The following is a 19,090-nucleotide window of genomic DNA, read 5'->3' on the forward strand; positions in this document are numbered from 1 at the left end:
GAGGACCGGAGTGGACGGACCGCCGGTGTACCAGTTGTTTCGCCAGAAGCATAGCTGGGTAGCTGCGTCCGGAAGGGATAAACGCTGAAAGCATCTAAGCGTGAAGCCTGTCCCGAGATGAAGTATCTCATGGAGTAATCCAGTAAGATTCCTTGAAGAAGACAAGGTAGATAGGTTGGGAGTGGAAGTGCCGTAAGGCATGCAGCGGACCAATACTAATAAATCGAGGGCTTAACTTTTAGCTAAAATGTTCAACATCGCAATTTCTTCTGTATAGTTTTGAATGTGCATAACATTCAATAAAATATCTGGTGACGATAGCTGAGTGGTTCCACCTGTTCCCATACCGAACACAGTAGTTAAGCACTCATACGCCGAAAGTACTTGTCTGGAGACGGACTGGGAGGATAGGGCGTTGCCAGTTTGTGCCCTTTGGGGTATTTCATGGCGGCTTTGGTGAAGCGGTTAACACACTGGATTGTGGCTCCAGCATGCATGGGTTCGATCCCCATAAGTCGCCCCATTTTTTTAATATGTAGGGGTATAGCTCAATTGGTAGAGCAACGGTCTCCAAAACCGTAGGTTGTGAGTTCGATTCTTACTGCCCCTGCCATATACGGAGTGGTACTCAAGAGGCTGAAGAGGACGGTTTGCTAAATCGTTAGGCTGGGTAACCGGTGCGGAGGTTCGAATCCTCTCCACTCCGCCACTTGCACTTTAAAGTCATTGCTGAGGCAATGGCTTTTTTGTTATATAAAATGTATAATTGCAAAAAAATAGAGCCTGAAAGGCTCTGTTATTTCACGATATGTTTGCCACCTAAGTAGCGTGGTGCCCAATAGGAGTCGTTTAAGGTGTCAACGCGGACGCCTTTGCTTGAGCTGGCGTGGATGAATTCATCATTGCCTAAGTATATGCCGCAATGAGATGCACCAGCCTCATAGGTGGTGAAAAAGACCAGGTCGCCGGGAACAAGCTGGCGGCTGTTTTTAGTGCGCAGGCCGAGCTTATACTGCTCATCGGCTGTACGCGGAATATTGATGCCATTTTTGGCAAATACATACTGCAGATAGCCGGAGCAGTCAAAGGCTTTGGGGGTGGCGCCACCGAACTGATAGGGCACACCGATATAGGACCGTGCGGTCTTTAACAGGGCATTTACCTTGTTTTGCGCCAATATGGGCTGATTGTTGGGAGCCAGAGGGCCACGGCTGGTCAGCACATCGCTGCCGGGCTTAGTGGCAGGCTGAGTAGCTGGTTTAGGGACATTGCTGCCCCATTCCACTTTTTTTGCCTTTTTGAGTGCCCGCCAGGTCGCGTTATTGACAATTCCCGTTATTTTTATTTTATTGTCGCGCTGAAATTCTGCTACGGCACGTTCGGTTTCCAGACCGTAAATACCGTCAACGGAGGAAATGGTGTAGCCTACAGCCTGCAATTTTTTTTGCAACAGCAGCACATCATGACCGTGGGAGCCGGTTTGCAGGGTAGGGGAGGCAAAAACTGCAGTGCTGCCTATCCACATGGCAGTAACTACGGAAATGCCTATCTTTTTTAGCCGAGTGTTCATGCGGTTAATCCTTTCGTTTATTTATCCAGAAAATTATTTTTCCTGTACATGCTCTAATCCCTGACGCATGAGTTTGACAACGTGGTCATCATCGAGGGAATAAAAAGCCTCTTTGCCGGATTTGCGAAACTTTACAAGTCTGGCGGCACGCAGAACCCGGAGCTGATGTGATATGGCCGACTGTCCCATGTTCAGGGATTCTGCGATATCACATACGCATAGTTCTTCCTCTGCAACAAGCAGGGACAGGAGTTTTATCCGGGTTTTATCGCCAAGTATCTTAAACAGGTCAGCCAGATTCAGGCTGGTTTCGTCATCTAAGGTGTGCAGGGCACAATGTTTTAGTTTTTCAGGATGTGTATGATGAATGTCGCATAATTCAGCACTATTGTTTGTTTCCATGTAATCCTCCCTAAAATAATCCGTAAGGATATTATACCACAAGAGAATCGTAATTATTCATGGAAGATAAAGGAAAATTTCCGACCGGGGGTGATGTACTGCAGGAGGTTTACTTCGGCCTCATCGACCATCGCAGCTACATTGACATGGCTGTCAGCAGCCTGGGGATGACGTATAAGTTGGATTTCACCCATGAAATCACCGGCTGTGAGATTATCGATGGTAATGGCACCGATAGGGCGGACTATGCGGTTATCCGGGGCGACAATGCTTTGTGTGGCCGCCAGCAGCATCTGTCCTTCCTGGGCGCGAATGGCGTCACGGGCCTCGTCGGAACGTGCTGTAAAAGTATTATTCAGCAAATCGCGCAAAAATATATTATTGGTCAGCCACTGTGCACGCATGGTGACCTGACTTTCCCGTAACTGGCCAATGGCTTTTAAGTCACCTGCCTGCGGTGCATTGCCACCGAGAAAAACAAAGTCAATGCCTAAAGCCACCAGATGACGGGCGGCCACATCAGCCTCTTCCTGACGATGTTCTTCCAATGTAACTGTGGAAAAGTCATCTGTATCAGACGGTGTCTGGGCAGCAACAAACGCTCCTACACGCATGCCGGCACGATGAATCAGTATATTTTTCCGCACGAGAAATTCTTCGCTGAGTCCTGTACCAGGACGGGGGTAAAAATCATGCATGGCCTCCACCTGTTGGAGATTGATGCGTTTTGCCAATAGCTGGCTGAGTACGCTGCTGGTCATGGTAGAGGCATTGAGCAGCAGGCGCAGCCCCTGATGATTATGAGAAAAGCGGATGATATCCTGCACAGCAAATTCATCGCTGAGACGTAATCCCTGAACGCCCAGCATTCTAAAAGCGGAGGATGATAACTCCTGCAGGCCCAGCCGTTCAAGGAGCATGGGGGTAACATCCAGAATTATTTCCATGCCCAGAGCTTTGGCCTGATGTAAAAGCGGGTAGAGCAGGTCTTTGATATTTTCGCTGGCACAGGTCAGCCTGCTATAGGTGATGAGGAGGCGCTTAATCCCTGCCGCCGCTCCCTGCCTGAGCAGGCTGGCTTGTTTTTCTCCCTGCTCCCAGCCTAAATTTATTATTATCCCATTTTCCATAAGCCCATACCTTCCTTGTTGTGTATTATCTCACGGAACCTACTATATTTATTCGTGCTGAGTAAATAATAATCCTTTTGCAGATTAGTGGAAAAATTTTTTCGATAAAAGAAGGTTTTTAGATATGAATGTGGAATTAGAAAAGAGCAAGACATTACAGGGGTACACATTGGCTTCCGAATTTATGATTGTTATTTTAAGATGGGGAGGAATATAAATGGCAGAGGATATTAAGAGCAGGGAAGAAATCAACACGCAGCTGACTTCAGCAATTGAAGAAATTGCTACGTCTACACAGACGGTGTATGAGGCTGTAGAGCAGGTGGCCAAGAGTGCAATGGCACTGGCAAAAGCCGGTCAGGAATCGGTTGAGCAGGCCAAGCTCCTTCAGGAGAAAAACGCTGATACAATCAAGGTTATTGATTTTATCACGAACATTGCCGGTCAGACAAACCTGCTTGGCTTGAATGCTGCAATTGAAGCAGCTCGTGCTGGTGAACAGGGACGCGGCTTTGCCGTCGTTGCTGAAGAAGTTCGTAAACTGGCTGAACAGTCCCGTGAAGCTACGGAAAAGATTCAGTCCACACTGAACGAAATGAATAAGGCGGTTGAGGGGATTTCCAAGACCATTGAGACGACTGGTTCTATCAGCGAGGAACAGGCAGCATCCACAGAAGAAATCACAGCAAATCTGTCACGCGTTACCAAAGCAGCAGAAGACTTGAAAAAATATATAGAAAATCTGAATTAAGTAATCTCGCATAAAACCTCATCCAAATGTCTTTGCAGCTTGGGTGAGGTTTGTTTGCATTACAGGGAGTATATTTTTGCAGTATATCGATGGCAAAAAATAGTTGATATAGTTTTTAGCTGGCAAGGACGAAAATTGTATGCAAATATCTCAAATGCGACAGACAATAGTGCTGGTCGTGGATGGCAACGAAATCGACCGCCTAAAACTTAAAAGAATATTGGAGCCGCGTGTGCAATTTTGTGAAGTTTCCTTCGGCAGCGAAGTGATGTCCTATTTAAATGAGCATCATGTTGATTTGCTGCTGTTGGCAGATAAACTTCCCGATACCGATGGATTTGATATCTTACGCAAGGTACATGGTGATGTGCGCTATAAGGATATGCCTGCCATCATTGTGACGGATGACCTTACTCAGAAAATGGAAGCTGCTGTAGCTATGGCCGGAGGCTTTGATATTATCCGCAAACCCTTTGTGCCGATTATCGTGGTAAAAAAGGTTGAACAGGTTCTTGAGCTGGAGTATCTGCACCGTAATCTTAAAGAGGAGGTACAGCGTCAGACACAATTGGCAGAGGACCGTTTAGCTGCCAGCGAACGGCTGTTCGAACAAACGGTAATGGCGCTGGCGAAAACCATCGATGCCAAGGATGCCTATACCAGAGGCCATTCTCAGCGTGTGGCCCGCTATGCGCGTCACATTGCCTTTAAGCTGGGCTGGCTGGAGGAGGAGCAGCGCCGTGTTTATTTTATGGGGCTGCTGCATGACATCGGCAAAATCGGGGTGCCGGAATACATTATCAATAAAACTACCCGGCTTAATGATGAGGAGTATGGAAAAATCCAGCAGCATACCGTTATCGGCTCACAAATTTTGGACCTTGTTGCGGAGTTCCCGGAACTGGCCATTGGGGCGCGTTCCCATCATGAACGTTATGATGGCAAGGGCTATCCAGATGGTTTTGCCGGCAGCCAGATTCCGGTTTATGCCCGGGTTATTGCCGTGGCTGACGCCTATGATGCCATGACGTCGCGGCGCAGCTACCGTGATGTGCTGCCGCAGGATGTGGTGCGCAGTGAAATTGCCAAGGGGCGGGGCACGCAGTTTGATCCGCAGTTCGCGGATATAATGTTGCAAATAATTGACGAAGATGAAGAGTATATACTGCATGAGCGTTGAGCATGTGGCTGAATTTAAAGACAGGATAGTTATGGCAGACCGCTATCCTGTCTTTTATTGTTTTCGCTTATTTTTACTATGGAAAAAAATATTCATTTGCGCTATAATAAACAAGACAGAACAATACCCTGCTGCTTTCCCCAAGTGGTGTAAGGGAATTTTTGATATGGGAGTGAATAACAGATGTTTTTAGAAGAACGTCAGGAAATCATACTGAATATGCTGGCTCGCGATGGCAAGGTACGTGTGCGTGAGCTCAGTGAAAAATTCAAGGTTACTGAGGACTGTATTCGTAAGGACTTAGGTGCGCTGGAGAAAAAAGGCAAACTCAAACGTACCTATGGCGGTGCTGTACGCATTCGTGAAAACAGCCATATGCTGGAGGTCAGCAAGCATCGCAACACCGATGTAGAGGCCAAGCAGCGCATTGCCCAGGCCGCAGTGAAACTCATTCATGAGCGCGATATGGTATTCCTGGATATTTCTACCAGCAATCTGGCTATTGCCGAACTGCTCGTCAAAATGGACCAGGATATCACTGTTGTTACCAACATGATTGATATTCTCGTAGTACTGGCCCGCAATCCGAAAATCCGTGTGGTCTTTGCCGGTGGTAAAATCAACAAAAGCCGCGATGGTTTCTGGGGCGGCATGACGCTGGACTTTATTTCCCGTCTGAAACCGGATATTGCCTTTGTGGGTGCTGTAGGCGTAGACGTCAAAGAAAACAGTGTGTCTACCTACGATATTGATGACGGTATCAATAAGGCCGCTATCATTCGTCACAGCAAGAAGGCCTATGTAGTGGCTGAGGCTCGCAAGCTCAGTACGGACGGCAACTATAACTATACTACGCTTGATACCTTGTCCGGCTTGATTACTGACACTCTGCCGGCACAGGATATTCAGGAGGCCGCTGATTCTTACGGCGTGGAAATCATTCTGCCATGAGTATAAATTTCCCGACGTGTTTGAGCTGGGAAAATTTTCATAGGATAATCGTGGAAGGACTGAAGGTATATGTTTTTTACCTGGCAGTCCTTTCCCTTTTCCGGCTCTTTTTTATTTTCTGGCTCCAGGATTATTGGGGGCCGCAGACAACAGGGGCCGATATCATGCTGGCGTTATGGCGTGGCAGCCGCTTGAGTATGCAGACGGCCGGGGCCATTACCCTGCTGAGCTTTGTACCGGCCCTGCTGGCGCATTATCTTTGGCCCAAGGTGGAAAAATATTTGTGGCTCGGAATAAATGGCCTGCTGCTGCCTGTTTTAACCGTGCTGTACATGGCCAGTTTCCCCTATTACCGCATTTACCGCATGAATTTTAATCAGATGATATTCACGGGAATGAATGAGGACTGGGGGGCTTTGTTCTGGACGATGGTTGACCAGTATGGCCTGCCACTGCGGTTTGCCGGCGCCATGCTGCTGGCCTATGCACTCTGGCGCATACTGCGGAGTCTGCTGGCCTGGCGGCTGCCCCTGCTGCCCATTGCCCAATGGCCGCTGGCGGCAAAATTAGTGGTGCGTGCTGCCTTTATCGGTGTCGTTTATATTGCTGTCTTACTGGGGATTTTTGGCGGCAGTCTGGGCTGGCAGACAGCCGTGGACTGGGAAAATGCCGGGGTGACCAGGGACGAGTTTTTAAACGAGGCCATTTTGGACAATCCGCAGGCCATTTACCGGGCTTATAATCTCAACAGCCGTATGCTGGCCTGTAATGGGCTGGACTTTACGGTGGAGGATATCAAACTGCTGGCCACGCAGCTCAGTGGCAAACAGGCTGATTCAGATAATCTCGATGATTATCTGCAGAAAAGCGTGGTGCAGGGGACGGACAAACCGCCCCGGCATGTTTTTGTAATTCTGTCAGAAAGTCTGGCCAACTGGCCGCTGCTGGCTGAATATAAGGATATACCCATTGCGGAGGACCTGCGCGCCTTGTTGGCGGAGGAAAATACGGATTATTGTCCGGCTTTCCTGCCCAATGGGGCCAGTACCGTGTCGGCAGTGACGGGGGCGGTAACGGGACTGGCGGATGCCAACCTTTACCTGACCACCATGCCGGAATCCTTTGCGGCACCTTATCCCACTGCCAGTGCACCACAGATTGCCAAACTGGGCTATGACACCAACTTTTTCTATGCCGGCCCGGCTACCTGGGAACGCATTGGCGCTTTTACCACGGCACAGGGCTTTGCGCATTTTTATAGCCGCGGTGACTTCGGTGATGTGCCAGGGAGCGTCTGGGGCTGTGAGGACGAATGTCTGTACGCCAATGTGCTGGCACGACTGACAGAGGGACCGAGCTTTAATGTCATACTAAATGCCTCTAACCATAGTCCCTATGATGTGGACGTTCTGGCCAAGGGCTTTGACCAGGAGCGAACCCGGTCGGCTCTGCCGCCTGCTGCACAGCAGGATGAAGAACTGCTAAGAGAACTGGGGCATTACTGGTATGCCCAGCGTGAACTGGTGAAATTTGTCCGGGAAGTTAAAGAAAAATATCCCGACAGTCTGTTTATTATTGTCGGTGACCATGCTGACCGTTATAATATCGAAAAGCAGCCGGATATGTATGCCCGTTACGGGATTCCTTTTATTGTGACAGGGCAAAATATTCATAAAGGAACTCTGCTGGCCGACAGCGCCGGCAGTCAGATTGATATATTCCCCACAGTGATGGAGCTCATTGCTCCGCAGGGACATGCTTATATGGCCTTAGGACAGAGTCTGACCACCACGAGCAATAAGGGCGTTAATTACGGCTTTTGGATTACGCGCAAGGCTATCGGCAAAGCCGATACCATACCGCTGGTGCCGGAATCCCTGAGTGGCGGGGAAACACCTGCCATCGATAACCAGGCCCTGCAGGACTATATCAACGCCATCCGCGCCATCTCCTGGTGGCGCCCTAAGTACGGCCCTGTTTTAGACCAAAAGATATTGGATGAAAAAGGAAGATAATTATGAGTTCAATCTATGAAAAGCTGAATACAGCCTTGGCTGAATTTAACCGTCTGGGCATAGCAGAACAATTTGATTATCAGAAGCTGTACCTGTATTCGATTATCACGCATTCCACGGCTATTGAAGGCTCTACTGTTTCGGAAATAGAAAATACACTCATGTTTGATGAGGGAATTGTTCCTGGCGGTCATAATTTGACGGAGCAGTTAATGAATCTTGATTTGAAAAGAGCGTATGATTATGTGAACAGTCAGCTGGCGGCCAAACCACTCATAACGGTGGATTTTTTAAAACACCTTTCTGCATTGGTTATGCGAAACACGGGCAGTAGTTATGCAACAGCTATTGGCAGTTTTGATTCCTCGTCAGGAGATTTGCGCCTGGTAAACGTAAGTGCTGGCAGAGGGGGGAAATCGTATTTAAGCTATCAAAAGGTGCCGCAAAGACTGGAGGATTTTTGTAAATGGCTGAATAGCGAACGGCAAAAAATATTTACCAATGCTGCAGACATCTATGCATTATCCTTTGAAGCACATTATAGGCTGGTCTCCATTCACCCGTGGGTGGACGGCAATGGACGTACCAGTCGTTTGCTTATGAATATGATTCAGATGGAACAAGGACTTCTGCCGAGTATCTTGAAGAAGGAAAACAAGGCTAAGTATATTGAAGCTTTGGCGGTTAGTCAGAATAATGATGACAGCACCGTGTTTGTGGAATTTATGATGGACGCGATGGTGGAGTTCCTCAATAAGAGTATTGCGGAGTTTAATGCAGAATAAAAAAGCAGGATGGTTGCCGGGGAGCAACTATCCTGCTTTTTATTTTACTGTGTTATCAGAAGAGGCTTTTCGTTCACGCTCGTGAAGCGCATCCAGAATTATATCGGCGAGTATCTTATTCTCTGCACTCAGCCCCAGATATTTTTGTATTTGGTCGTAATCGTGGGCGGCAAGTCCGGATATATGGTTTTCGAAAGAAGTTGCATCTTTGCCTAGAAGATAGTCGGTGGTAACACCAAATAGTGCAGTCAGTTCGTCAAGTTTGCGTACTGGGCGGCTGGTGCCACGCTCGTATTTGTTGTAAGCAGTTCGCGTCATGCCTATGCGCTCGGCAACTTCTCGTTGTGACAGACCCTTTGCCTCGCGTAGAGTACGCAGCCTGTAAGCTGTGATATTCATGGAGAAATTCACTCTTTCATTTCACTTGTAGCGTATTGTTAGGAAATAAGTCGCATTTGACTTGTCATTTCTTATTATATGTGACAAAAAATCAATAACAAAGACGTGTATTAAATACTCTAAGTATTGACTGTATCATTTAATAAACATATAATGGAAATATGAAAAAGATGAATAGCAAAATATATGTTGGGATGGGTTTGGTAATTATATTAGATATTAGATAATAGGGGGAATAAGCATGTTTTGTAAGAATTGTGGAAAAGAAGTAACGGAACAGTCTAAATTTTGTCCGTATTGTGGGAAAAGTGTTTTTGAATTAGATAGCAAGGAAAAAATATATTATGTCTCTTCTAAGAATAGAACTGTAGCAATTTTATTAACTCTACTAGGATTTTTTGGGGTGGCAGGATTGCAACGTATTTATGTTGGAAGATATATATGGGGATTTATATACATTTTTACTTTTGGCTTTTTCTTTATTGGAACAATGTATGATTTAATACAATTGTATTATGAGAAGTTTAAGGATACAGACGGATTTCCTTTATATAGTAATGGTTCTATGAAGAAAAATTATCGTCATAGAACGCCACGTAAAAATCCTTCTATTGTGCATTACGCTATAGCTATTATATGTGCATTATGGATATTAGGAACTAATATATTCATTATTAGCAGTACCAAGCCAAAGGTAGAAAAACAAAATACTGAAAGCCAAACAAACATTGAAGATAGAAAAAATGGTGAAGAAAAGGTACAGGTAGAGAATGAAAGTGTTGATGAAGATTTAAAAAAAATAGATATTGAAATAAATTTAGATGATGTAGTCATTGAGGGAAAAAGAAAATTTTTAGTTAATGTACATAATAAGGCACAATATCCTTTTGATGGTATAGTACACGTATATGCCAAAGGAATGGGAGTAATGGATGGGCTATATGATGTAAAAGATTTACAGCCGGGGCAAACAAAGACATTTATTGGAAAAGGAAATGTTAATGAGTCTACTAGATTCAATACATCTATTAAGGGGAAATTCCAAAAGCAACAGAAAGATGATAATTTAAATTATAAAATAGTTAAGCGCTATGGTGGAAATACTATGATGACATACTTTGTATACGTCACTGATTTCAGCGATGAAAATTTAACGGCAATTTCAAGAGAGATGAATAAAAAATATAGTGGAAAAGTACATGACTTGGAAGTACGTTTTACAAAAGTACAAAATAATCCTTCGCTGGATGATAGTGTAGCGATGTATTCTATTCATCCGATGAATAGGCAACTAAATCACAAACTTGTGTGGTTTAATAATGCTGGAGATGTAGAACGTATAATTGCTACTATACCTTAAGTAAGAAACGCGTGTATTCCCTGTGTGGATGGGAATACACGCGTTTCTTGCAGCTAATATTTGAGAAAATTGTTTTCCATGATATAATGAAGGTACGGTTGGTGAGACGGCTTTCCCGTAAGCAATTACGGTGTGATATGGTAAAAGCCGGTCAAATGTCAAAAGGAAGACAGCGCAAAATGCTTAATACTTAGTGTCTAAGGAGCGTTCTTTTGGTGGAGAATATTTATATTGACCGCATACGCCGGTTTGTACTGTCAATGCTGGCTGATGAAGATGTAAATGTATATCTTTTTGGCTCATGGGCAAGGGGTACCGCGCGTCATGGTTCGGATGTGGATGTGGCGGTAGAATTTTTGGGTGCTCCTAATGAGCGGAAAATTGCTGACTTGCGGGAGCAGCTGGAAGAATCGACCATTCCTTACCGTGTGGATATTGTAGATATGAGCAGGGCCGCAGAGTCATTGCGTGAAGAAATCAGAAGGGATGGCATTAGATGGAACTGACAGACAGCAAGCGCTTTCAAGGGGCGGCCAGAGCATTGGCTCGTCTGCATGAAGTGGTGAGCAAGGATAATCTAAGCGAAATCGAGCGTGACGGGTTGATTCAGCGTTTTGAATTTTGTTTTGAAATCATGTGGAAATGCGGCAAGGATTATTTGTATGACCGTGAAGGTTTGGATGCGTCCTCGCCCAAGAAGGTGATTCGCAGCCTGCGAGAGGTAGGAATTTTTAGTGACGAAGAAACAGAGCAGGCATTAAAGATGGTGGATGACCGAAATTTGACTGCCCATACTTATGATGAGGATATGGCAAAAGAGTTGGCAGAGCGCATATATGTTTACGAATCTTTACTGCAAGAGTGGTATAGGAAAATGGTAAACGCCTAGGCAAGACCTTTCAATGCAAACAGACTTAAAAGGAAGATAACGCAAAATGCTGGATATTACGAATTGTAATCTCTGCCCACGCCGTTGCGGAGTTAATCGCACAAAGCGCGTGGGCTTTTGCGGTGCGGGGGAAAAGGTGCGTATCGCACTGGTTTCCCTGCACCAATGGGAAGAACCCTGCCTGGTGGGCGCCAAGGGGGCAGGTACGGTATTTTTCTCCTATTGCAGCCTGCGCTGTATTTACTGTCAGAATCATGCTATAAGTCATGGCGGTCAGGGCGTGGAAGTCACAACGGAGCGGCTGGCAGAGATTTTTCTGGAACAGCAGGCCCGGGGGGCGGCGACTTTGGATTTGGTCACGCCGACGCACTATGTGCCGCAGATAATTACGGCCTTGGATATGGCCAAGGCGCGTGGCCTGACGTTGCCGGTGGTTTATAACTCCAGTGCGTATGAAAATGTGGAAACCATAGAGGCCTTAAAGGGCTATGTTGATATTTACCTGCCGGATATGAAGTATATGAGCGCAGCCAGCGGCAAGGAGTATTCGGCAGCTTCGGATTATTTTGCGGCCGCCAGTGCCGCCATCACGCGCATGGTGGAGCAGGTGGGGCCTGTGCAATTTGCCGCGGACGGGCAGCTGCGGCGGGGGGTGTTAGTGCGTCACATGGTTTTGCCGGGACATCGCCATGAAAGCATGGACATTGTAAAATGGCTGTGGGAAACTTTCGGCAAGACTGTTCAGGTTAGTCTGATGAATCAGTACACCCCGATGTACAAAGCCGCAGAGCATAAGCCGCTCAACCGGCGGCTGACTACCTTTGAATACGATTCTGTCGTCGATTACGCCCTGCAGCTGGGTATGGAAAATGCCTATATACAGGAGCGGCGCAGTGCCTCGGCGGAATTTGTGCCTGACTTCAACGGGGCAGGTGTAGCGAAATGAAATGTTGTTACAAAATATGTACTAGGAAAATAAGGTAAAAACCTTTATAATAATAAGAGTGTTTATCAAATAATAGCAAAAGGGGATAGAGAAATGCCATTTTCTAAGGATTTATTTGCTGAGATTATGCAGGAGTTCACGGTGGACAGTGAGCAGCTGCATGAGATTGCTGCTGATTTTCGTTATGACTTGCGTTTGGGCTTAAAGGACCCGGATTTATCATCCCTGAGGATGTTGAAATCCTATGTGGGCCTGCCCACCGGCAAGGAGACCGGTGAATACCTGGCACTGGACTTTGGCGGCACGAACCTGCGTGTTTTACGCATTAAGCTCATGGGACAGGGCAAGTTTGAAATTCTGAAAAAAGTGGCCAAACCCTTAAAAGTTGAGGGCGTTTACGACTATATCGGTGCTGAATCCACGGCTGAGGAAATGTTTGATTTCATAGCCGCTCTGGTTGATGAGGCTATTGACGGTGACCATGAGAAGAAATACCTGCTGGGGCATACGTTCTCGTTCCCCTCGGAGCAGAGCAATCTTTACGACGCCAAGCTCATCATCTGGACGAAGGAATTTGCTACGCCGGGCGTTGAGGGCAAAGTGGTTAATGACCTGCTGAAAGAGGCACTGCACCGTCAGGGCATTGATAATGTCGAGCCGACGGCCGTTATCAATGATACGGTAGCTGTTCTGCTGGCCGCTGCCTACAAGCAGCCGGATACTTATATTGGTTCGATTTACGCAACAGGCCATAACACCTGCTATCTGGAACCCTATGCTGAAAGCGCTGACGCTCCCATGATTATCAACATGGAATCGGGCGGCTTTATGAAACTCGTTCCCAACCGTTTTGACAAGGAATTTGACGCCGCCTCGGAAAAGCCGGGGGAACAGCGTCTGGAAAAAATGGTATCCGGCCGTTATATGGGCGAACTCTTTGGTATGGCCCTGGCGGAACTGCTCGGCGAAAAGGGCAAAGCCTACGGCTTTACCAGCATTGATATGAGTGCTATCATCAGTGAGGCCGATAAAGTAGCTGAGATTGTCAAGGCCAAGACCGGCCATGAACTGACGGCTGATGACTGTGCCAAGGTACAGGAACTGGCCGGGGCGCTGGTAATCCGTTCGGCCCGTCTGGTTACGGCAACGTTTGTTGGCATTATCTGGCAGCTGGCCGGCAGTGACAAGGTGCAGAAACAGCACATTGCCATCGATGGTTCTGTATACGAAAAAATGCCGCTGGCCAAAGAAAACATCATGCGCGCCTTGTCTGAACTGCTCGGCGAGGACGCAGCTGCTATTGATACGGTTCTGGAAAACGGCGGCAGCGGCCTGGGGGCTGCCATCGCTGCGGCTATGTCCCAGAATTAAATATTATCTACGGGCCGCGTGAAGGAACATTTCCATGCAACAGGAACAATCATTAAACTTAAATCTCTCCCAGCATCTGGTCATGTCGATGAAACTGCAGCAGGCAATTCAGATATTGCAGCTGTCAGCGCAGGACTTGAAAGCGGAGATTGAAAAAGAATATATGGAAAATCCGGCCTTGGAAATGGAGTACAGTGACGGGGTTACGGCTTCGCAGGGTGAAGTACTGCGGGCGGAAAACGTGGCGGCGCTGGCTGAATATCTGGAAGGTGACGGCAACGTTTCCACGGGCGGTTTTTATGAGCGTGACAATATGCTCGAATCCAATGCCTCGGTGGATATTACCCTGGAACGGGAATTGCTGGAGCAGGCTGAATTTGCCTGCGCTAGTGACGAGGAGCTGGCCGTTGCCACATTTATCATCGGTTCCATTGATGACTGGGGTTATCTGACACTGACTACCGCGGAAATCGCTGCGGCCATGCAGGTGACAGAAGAACGGGTGGAGCAGGTGCTGCACATAGTCCAGGGCTTTGAACCTGTTGGCGTTGGGGCCAGAAATCTGGCTGAATGCCTGCGCCTGCAGGCCCAAAGTCAGGGAATTTACGATGGGCTGGTGGCTGCCATTATCGACAAACATCTGGAGGCTGTAGCCGAGGCGCGCGTAAAAGAAATTGCCGCCAGTGAGGGCTGCAAGCCGGCAGAAGTGCAGCTGGCTGTGGATATTGTCCGCAAGCTCGACCCTAAGCCTGGCAGTGCCTACAGCAGTGAGACGGCCAATTACATCACGCCTGATGTGGTGGTGGAAAAGACGCTGCAGGGCTATCAGGTGAGCCTGAATGATACCTACATTCCCCAGCTTAAGATATCGCCGATGTATAAACAGGCTGAGGATTATGACCAGGAAACGCAGAAGTATATCAGCAAACGTCTTAATGCTGCCACGTGGCTTATCAACAGCATTGAGCAGCGCCGCAGTACCATAAAAAAAGTGGTGGAGGAAATCCTGCGTGTCCAGCAGGACTTTTTGGCGCAGGGAATGAAAAAACTGCACCCTCTGACTATGAAAGATGTGGCGGAGGCTATCGGCGTCCATGAATCAACGGTCAGCCGGGCTGTGGCCAATAAATATGTGGAATTGCCCGGCGGGGTTATCGCTCTGCGGAAATTTTTTACTGCCAACCTGGCGAAAAATGACGAGGGCGAGGACTTTATCGCTGGTCAGGCCAAGGCCGTTATCAAGGAGCTTATCGAAGGGGAAAATCCCCAAAAGCCCCTGAGTGACCAGAAACTCTGCGAGTTGTTAAAGGCCAGAAAAATGACGCTGTCCCGGCGTACGGTTATGAAATACAGGGAGGCCCTGGGCTATCCTTCATCGGTAAAGCGCAAGCGCTATTAAACTTTTATATGCAAAAAAGCTGACATGTCAAAAATGACATGTCAGCTTTTTTGTCTTACGATATATGAAAGCAAATTAGTTTTCGCTTTTCTCAGCCTTGGAAAGTTTTGCACAAGCAGTGGCAATGCGGTCGATAAAGTCATACTCCATAGAAGTAGCCTCAAAAGCCTCAGCGAACTCACGACTGCCTAATTTCTGGTCGAGAATCTTTTCGCAATCACGCATGGTCTGAAAACACCTCCTTGAATTTGTTGGTACATCTTAGTACCTGCTAACAGAAATATATTATAGCAGGTACTAAGAAAAATGCAAGGGGTTTTATAAAAATTGCTTATAGAAAATCCTGATAGCATATAAATAAATATTATATAGCCCCGTGACGCCTTGGTCTGCAAGGTGTCACGGGGCTATCAGGCCTGGTATATTTTTTTATGCCAGATACATGCTTTCGCTGATAGTATTGGCCAGCTCTTCTTCATTCATATCTTTGGTGTCTTTAGGAGCAGCCTCGTAAACGTCGATACGTTTTTTAATGAACTGGGTATCAATGTTGCCCGTGCGGAAGTAGGTATCCTTGAGGATATTTTTGTGGAGGGATACGGTGGTCTTTACGCCGTCAATGCGGAATTCCTTGAGTGCGCGTTCCATGATTTTGATGGCGTCACCGCGAGTGCGGCCATGCACGATGATTTTGGCAATCATGGAATCGTAGTACGGCTCGATGGACAGACCTGCCGTTACGCCGGAGTCAAAGCGGACACGCGGGCCGCTGGGTTCATGCAGGAAGGAAATCTGTCCCGGGCAGGGCATGAAGTTGTTTTCCGGGTCCTCAGCGTTGATACGGCACTCGATGGCATGACCGGCAAATTTTACATCGCTCTGAGTGATTTCCAAAGCCTCACCGGCAGCAATGCGAATCTGTGTGCGTACGAGGTCAATGCCGGTTACGGCCTCGGTAATGCCATGTTCTACCTGAATGCGCGGATTGATTTCCATGAAGTAGAACTCATTATTGGAGAGGTCGAGCAGGAACTCAACCGTACCGATGTTGGAGTAATGAACGCTCTTGGCAGCCTTTACAGCCAGATGGCCGACGCGGTCGCGCATATCCTGTGTCAGAGCGATGGACGGCGATTCTTCGAGCAGTTTCTGGTTGCGGCGCTGGAGGGAGCATTCACGCTCGCCGAGGTGCAGGACTTCACCGTAGTTATCGGCCACAATCTGCACTTCGATATGACGGGAACGTTCAATATAATGTTCAAAGTAGTATTTCGTCTTGGTGATATCAACCAGCAGGGTTAAGATATTTTTCAGGTCATTTTCGTCACGGGCTACGCACATGCCTTTGCCACCGCCACCGGAAACGGGCTTAAGGATTACAGGATAGCCGACTTCCTCAGCTACCTTGAGGGCCTCCTCGTTGTCGGTGAGAGGGTCGCTGCCCTTAGCCATCGGAATGCCGGAGGGAGCAATGGAGGCACGGGCGATATCTTTGTCGCCTACCAGACGAATGGTTTCCGGCATGGGGCCAATCCAGGTAATGCCGGCGTTCGTTACCTGTTCAGCAAAATCGGCGTCCTCGGAGAGGAAACCATAGCCGGGGTGAATAGCGTCGGCGTGGGTTTCACGGGCGGCACGTAAAATAGCGTCTTTATTGAGATAGCTTTCCAGAGCGTCAGCCGGGCCGACATTGACAGCCATATCAGCCAGACGTACATGCAGGGCATTGGCGTCAGCCTCAGAGTAGACAGCTACGGTTTCAATGTCCAGCTCCTGGCAGGCACGAATGATGCGGACGGCGATTTCGCCACGGTTAGCAATAAGAATGCGTTTGAACATAGGATTACCTCCTAAAAAAAGTTACAACTAGATTGATATTATTCGCGATTGTTGCATCAAGTTGTACATCAACAGGTATTAGAACCTGCTGCTAAAACAACTATGTCATGAATTGTAGCACAATTTCATTTTACGGTCAATGATAATGTGAGGCTATGAGGATTATTCTTTAAAAGAATAATGAATGTTGTATACAAGAAATTTTCACTTTTATGAGGTATAGTGTGATATCATAAAGTAAGTTGTTGTCAGGTACCGCTATGAGGAAGATTATATGACGGACATCGTTGCGGAAAAGTTAAAACTGCTGCCGGATAAGCCGGGAGTTTATATAATGAAGAACGCCGAGGGGCGGATTATATATGTTGGTAAAGCTATTGTGCTGAAAAACCGGGTACGGCAGTATTTTCAGTCCGGCAAGAATCATACGCCCAAGGTAAGGGCGATGGTTTCCCATATCGCTGACTTTGAGATAATCATGACGGCCTCGGAAGTAGAGGCGCTGATTTTAGAGTGCAATCTGATAAAAAAGCACCGGCCGCGGTATAATATCAGCCTGAAGGACGATAAAAGCTATCCGTATGTGAAGGTTACCCTGCAGGAGGATTTTCCCCGGGTGTTTATTACGCGCCGTATCTTAAAAGACGGAGCGCGGTATTTTGGCCCTTATACCAATGCCACGGCGGTACATGAAAGCCTCAAACTTTTGCGGCGGCTGTTCCCGTTGCGTACCTGCAAGCACCTGCAGGAGCGGCCGTGCCTGGAATATCATATCAAGCGGTGTCTGGCTCCCTGTGCCGGCAAGGTGGCAAAAAGCGATTATGCGGCCATGATTCGGGCGGTGCTGCTGTTTTTGGAAGGCCGCACCGAAGATGTGGAAAAGGAATTGCAGTTTCGTATGGAGCAGGCGGCGGCAAGCTATAATTTTGAGGTGGCTGCCAGACTACGCGACCAGCTGCAGGCTGTACAAAAAGTGGCGGAAAAGCAGAATATCGTCACAGGTGCCGGCGACCAGGACGCGGTGGGGCTGGCCCGTTCGGAAATCGGTGTCGTGGTGCAGATATTCTTTATCCGGGCCGGCAAAATGATTGGCCGGGAACATTTCTTAATGCAGGGCAGTGAGGACGAAAGTGACGGCGAACTGCTGGCGGCCTTTTTGCAGCAGTATTATCACCGCGCCACATTTATCCCTCGGGAAGTATTACTGCCGCTGCCTGTCCCGGAGACGGAGCAGGCTTTGTTGGAACGCTGGCTGTCAGAGAAGAAACAAAAAGCCAAGGTACAGCTTATCGTTCCCCAGCGCGGTACGAAAAAAGATATTGTGGAGATGGCCGCGTCCAATGCGGAAAAATATCTGCATGATGAGGCGGCGCGTATAAAACAGGCTAATGACCAGACTTTGGGTGCGGTGGAGGAACTGGGGCGTTATTTAGGCCTCGCCAAGGCCCCTGACCGCATGGAGTGCTTTGATATTTCCCATAATCAGGGCAGTGAAACAGTGGCGTCCATGGTGGTGTTTGAAGGCGGCCTGCCCAAGAAGTCAGACTATCGGCGCTTTAAGATTCAAAGCACGGAGGGCAAGCCGGACGATTTCCTGTCGATGCGGGAAGTTACGACGCGCCGTTATGTGGATTTGCCGGAGGAAGAACTGCCTGACCTGATTATTATCGATGGCGGCAAGGGGCAGTTATCGTCGGCGCTGGAGATTATCCGCAAGGTGGCCGGACATAAAAACGTGCCGGTGGTGGGCCTGGCCAAGCAGTTTGAACTCGTGTTTACGGAGGGCAATCCGGAGCCGGTGGTACTGCCGCGGCATAGTCAGGCGCTTTATCTTATCCAACGGATTCGCGATGAGGCGCATAGATTTGCCATTACTTACCACCGTAAACTGCGCGGCAAGCGCAATCTGGTATCAGTGCTAGACCATATTGTCGGCATTGGCCCAAAACGGCGGCAGGCACTTTGGAATCATTTTGGCAGTATCGGCAGGATAAAAGCTGCCGGTGTGGAGGAACTGGCGCAGGCACCGGGCATGAACCGGCCGGCGGCCGAGGCAGTGTTTAATTTCTTTGCGGCTCAGGCAGAGTTGCGGGGAAAGTGATT

The 19,090-nt window shown here is 47.9% G+C and carries 18 protein-coding genes, 3 tRNA genes and 2 rRNA genes; 17 read left to right on the forward strand and 6 right to left on the reverse strand.

Annotation, left to right across the window (positions count from 1 at the left end):
• The 5 genes from DL94_RS0107600 to DL94_RS0107620 form a co-directional block, all read left to right on the forward strand.
• Window positions 1-239: ribosomal RNA gene (locus DL94_RS0107600) — 23S ribosomal RNA — on the forward strand; the annotation flags it as partial.
• A 68-nt stretch (window positions 240-307) separates the two neighbouring features.
• Window positions 308-424, forward strand: a 5S ribosomal RNA gene (gene rrf / locus DL94_RS0107605).
• 23 nt (window positions 425-447) lie between these two features.
• Window positions 448-523, forward strand: a tRNA-His gene (locus DL94_RS0107610).
• Window positions 524-537: 14 nt separating this feature from the next.
• Window positions 538-613: transfer RNA gene (locus DL94_RS0107615), tRNA-Trp, on the forward strand.
• A 5-nt stretch (window positions 614-618) separates the two neighbouring features.
• Window positions 619-709: transfer RNA gene (locus tag DL94_RS0107620), tRNA-Ser, on the forward strand.
• Window positions 710-796: 87 nt separating this feature from the next.
• Here the strand turns inward: DL94_RS0107620 and DL94_RS0107625 are convergent.
• From DL94_RS0107625 to DL94_RS0107635, 3 genes are read right to left on the reverse strand one after another with little or no spacing between them, the layout of a single operon-like run.
• On the reverse strand, window positions 797-1,570 hold the full coding sequence (locus DL94_RS0107625; protein ID WP_028129645.1) for a C40 family peptidase: 774 nt from the start codon (window positions 1,568-1,570) through the stop codon (window positions 797-799).
• A gap of 33 nt (window positions 1,571-1,603) precedes the next feature.
• Entirely contained in the window at window positions 1,604-1,972 is a 369-nt protein-coding gene (locus DL94_RS0107630) for an ArsR/SmtB family transcription factor (RefSeq protein ID WP_081798786.1), read from the reverse strand.
• Between the two features lie 53 nt (window positions 1,973-2,025).
• Complete coding sequence (locus tag DL94_RS0107635; RefSeq protein WP_028129647.1) at window positions 2,026-3,102, reverse strand: MupG family TIM beta-alpha barrel fold protein; 1,077 nt, start codon at window positions 3,100-3,102, stop codon at window positions 2,026-2,028.
• 217 nt (window positions 3,103-3,319) lie between these two features.
• Here DL94_RS0107635 and DL94_RS0107645 point away from each other — a divergent pair, with 217 nt between their 5' ends.
• The 5 genes from DL94_RS0107645 to DL94_RS0107670 all read left to right on the forward strand — a co-directional run bounded on the left by DL94_RS0107645 (window position 3,320) and on the right by DL94_RS0107670 (window position 8,784).
• Window positions 3,320-3,853, forward strand: a complete 534-nt coding sequence (locus DL94_RS0107645) for a methyl-accepting chemotaxis protein (RefSeq protein ID WP_028129648.1) — start codon at window positions 3,320-3,322, stop codon at window positions 3,851-3,853.
• Between the two features lie 139 nt (window positions 3,854-3,992).
• Window positions 3,993-5,033 carry an HD domain-containing phosphohydrolase gene (locus DL94_RS0107650; protein ID WP_051586382.1) on the forward strand — a complete coding sequence of 347 codons (1,041 nt, stop codon included), beginning with the start codon at window positions 3,993-3,995 and terminating at the stop codon, window positions 5,031-5,033.
• 183 nt (window positions 5,034-5,216) lie between these two features.
• Window positions 5,217-5,984: a DeoR/GlpR family DNA-binding transcription regulator gene (locus DL94_RS0107660; RefSeq protein WP_014423800.1), complete on the forward strand. Its 768-nt coding sequence runs from the start codon at window positions 5,217-5,219 to the stop codon at window positions 5,982-5,984.
• Window positions 5,981-7,999 carry an LTA synthase family protein gene (locus DL94_RS0107665; protein ID WP_028129651.1) on the forward strand — a complete coding sequence of 673 codons (2,019 nt, stop codon included), beginning with the start codon at window positions 5,981-5,983 and terminating at the stop codon, window positions 7,997-7,999. Before DL94_RS0107660 ends, DL94_RS0107665 begins: the two co-directional genes overlap by 4 nt.
• Before the next feature lie 2 nt (window positions 8,000-8,001).
• Entirely contained in the window at window positions 8,002-8,784 is a 783-nt protein-coding gene (locus tag DL94_RS0107670; protein ID WP_028129652.1) for a Fic family protein, read from the forward strand.
• 39 nt (window positions 8,785-8,823) lie between these two features.
• Here DL94_RS0107670 and DL94_RS0107675 read toward each other — a convergent pair whose 3' ends face one another.
• The gene (locus DL94_RS0107675) at window positions 8,824-9,183 is read right to left on the reverse strand and encodes a helix-turn-helix domain-containing protein (RefSeq protein ID WP_028129653.1); all 360 of its coding nucleotides are present in this window, start codon (window positions 9,181-9,183) and stop codon (window positions 8,824-8,826) included.
• Window positions 9,184-9,424: 241 nt separating this feature from the next.
• Between DL94_RS0107675 and DL94_RS15315 the strand changes: the two genes are divergently transcribed.
• From DL94_RS15315 to rpoN, 6 genes are all read left to right on the forward strand, one after another.
• A complete protein-coding gene (locus DL94_RS15315) occupies window positions 9,425-10,543 on the forward strand; it encodes an NINE protein (protein WP_051586383.1) in 1,119 nt (372 codons plus the stop codon).
• Window positions 10,544-10,758: 215 nt separating this feature from the next.
• The gene (locus DL94_RS0107685) at window positions 10,759-11,049 is read left to right on the forward strand and encodes a nucleotidyltransferase family protein (protein ID WP_156031747.1); all 291 of its coding nucleotides are present in this window, start codon (window positions 10,759-10,761) and stop codon (window positions 11,047-11,049) included.
• Window positions 11,040-11,432, forward strand: coding sequence for an HI0074 family nucleotidyltransferase substrate-binding subunit (locus DL94_RS0107690; protein ID WP_028129655.1), 393 nt, complete (start codon window positions 11,040-11,042; stop codon window positions 11,430-11,432). Before DL94_RS0107685 ends, DL94_RS0107690 begins: the two co-directional genes overlap by 10 nt.
• Window positions 11,433-11,478: 46 nt before the next feature.
• Window positions 11,479-12,378, forward strand: a complete 900-nt coding sequence (locus DL94_RS0107695; RefSeq protein ID WP_028129656.1) for a radical SAM protein — start codon at window positions 11,479-11,481, stop codon at window positions 12,376-12,378.
• A 93-nt stretch (window positions 12,379-12,471) separates the two neighbouring features.
• Entirely contained in the window at window positions 12,472-13,749 is a 1,278-nt protein-coding gene (locus tag DL94_RS0107700) for a hexokinase family protein (RefSeq protein ID WP_028129657.1), read from the forward strand.
• Between the two features lie 34 nt (window positions 13,750-13,783).
• Window positions 13,784-15,148: an RNA polymerase factor sigma-54 gene (gene rpoN / locus DL94_RS0107705; RefSeq protein WP_028129658.1), complete on the forward strand. Its 1,365-nt coding sequence runs from the start codon at window positions 13,784-13,786 to the stop codon at window positions 15,146-15,148.
• Window positions 15,149-15,223: 75 nt separating this feature from the next.
• On the opposite strand, the gene DL94_RS16050 is transcribed toward rpoN, so the two are convergent.
• Both DL94_RS16050 and DL94_RS0107715 read right to left on the reverse strand, forming a co-directional pair.
• Window positions 15,224-15,373, reverse strand: coding sequence for a hypothetical protein (locus DL94_RS16050; RefSeq protein ID WP_156031750.1), 150 nt, complete (start codon window positions 15,371-15,373; stop codon window positions 15,224-15,226).
• A 204-nt stretch (window positions 15,374-15,577) separates the two neighbouring features.
• Window positions 15,578-16,987 carry an acetyl-CoA carboxylase biotin carboxylase subunit gene (locus DL94_RS0107715; protein ID WP_028129659.1) on the reverse strand — a complete coding sequence of 470 codons (1,410 nt, stop codon included), beginning with the start codon at window positions 16,985-16,987 and terminating at the stop codon, window positions 15,578-15,580.
• A gap of 274 nt (window positions 16,988-17,261) precedes the next feature.
• On the opposite strand from DL94_RS0107715, the gene uvrC reads away from it, so the two are divergent.
• The gene (gene uvrC, locus DL94_RS0107720; RefSeq protein ID WP_028129660.1) at window positions 17,262-19,088 is read left to right on the forward strand and encodes an excinuclease ABC subunit UvrC; all 1,827 of its coding nucleotides are present in this window, start codon (window positions 17,262-17,264) and stop codon (window positions 19,086-19,088) included.
• The last annotated feature ends 2 nt before the right edge of the window (window positions 19,089-19,090 follow it).

The organism is Selenomonas sp. AE3005 (assembly GCF_000686945.1).
In the GTDB taxonomy this organism is placed as follows: Bacteria; Bacillota; Negativicutes; order Selenomonadales; family Selenomonadaceae; genus Selenomonas_A.

Excerpts from the sequence above, each read along its gene's own strand:
- DL94_RS0107625 (WP_028129645.1), bottom strand. The coding sequence starts at position 1,570 with ATGAACACTCGGCTAAAAAAGATAGGCATTTCCGTAGTTACTGCCATG.
- DL94_RS0107690 (WP_028129655.1), top strand. The coding sequence starts at position 11,040 with ATGGAACTGACAGACAGCAAGCGCTTTCAAGGGGCGGCCAGAGCATTG.
- DL94_RS0107660 (WP_014423800.1), top strand. The coding sequence starts at position 5,217 with ATGTTTTTAGAAGAACGTCAGGAAATCATACTGAATATGCTGGCTCGC.
- DL94_RS0107665 (WP_028129651.1), top strand. The coding sequence starts at position 5,981 with ATGAGTATAAATTTCCCGACGTGTTTGAGCTGGGAAAATTTTCATAGG.
- DL94_RS0107670 (WP_028129652.1), top strand. The coding sequence starts at position 8,002 with ATGAGTTCAATCTATGAAAAGCTGAATACAGCCTTGGCTGAATTTAAC.
- rpoN (WP_028129658.1), top strand. The coding sequence starts at position 13,784 with ATGCAACAGGAACAATCATTAAACTTAAATCTCTCCCAGCATCTGGTC.
- DL94_RS0107695 (WP_028129656.1), top strand. The coding sequence starts at position 11,479 with ATGCTGGATATTACGAATTGTAATCTCTGCCCACGCCGTTGCGGAGTT.
- DL94_RS0107715 (WP_028129659.1), bottom strand. The coding sequence starts at position 16,987 with ATGTTCAAACGCATTCTTATTGCTAACCGTGGCGAAATCGCCGTCCGC.
- DL94_RS0107650 (WP_051586382.1), top strand. The coding sequence starts at position 3,993 with ATGCAAATATCTCAAATGCGACAGACAATAGTGCTGGTCGTGGATGGC.
- DL94_RS0107645 (WP_028129648.1), top strand. The coding sequence starts at position 3,320 with ATGGCAGAGGATATTAAGAGCAGGGAAGAAATCAACACGCAGCTGACT.
- DL94_RS0107700 (WP_028129657.1), top strand. The coding sequence starts at position 12,472 with ATGCCATTTTCTAAGGATTTATTTGCTGAGATTATGCAGGAGTTCACG.
- DL94_RS0107675 (WP_028129653.1), bottom strand. The coding sequence starts at position 9,183 with ATGAATATCACAGCTTACAGGCTGCGTACTCTACGCGAGGCAAAGGGT.
- DL94_RS0107630 (WP_081798786.1), bottom strand. The coding sequence starts at position 1,972 with ATGGAAACAAACAATAGTGCTGAATTATGCGACATTCATCATACACAT.
- DL94_RS16050 (WP_156031750.1), bottom strand. The coding sequence starts at position 15,373 with ATGCGTGATTGCGAAAAGATTCTCGACCAGAAATTAGGCAGTCGTGAG.
- DL94_RS0107635 (WP_028129647.1), bottom strand. The coding sequence starts at position 3,102 with ATGGAAAATGGGATAATAATAAATTTAGGCTGGGAGCAGGGAGAAAAA.
- DL94_RS15315 (WP_051586383.1), top strand. The coding sequence starts at position 9,425 with ATGTTTTGTAAGAATTGTGGAAAAGAAGTAACGGAACAGTCTAAATTT.
- uvrC (WP_028129660.1), top strand. The coding sequence starts at position 17,262 with ATGACGGACATCGTTGCGGAAAAGTTAAAACTGCTGCCGGATAAGCCG.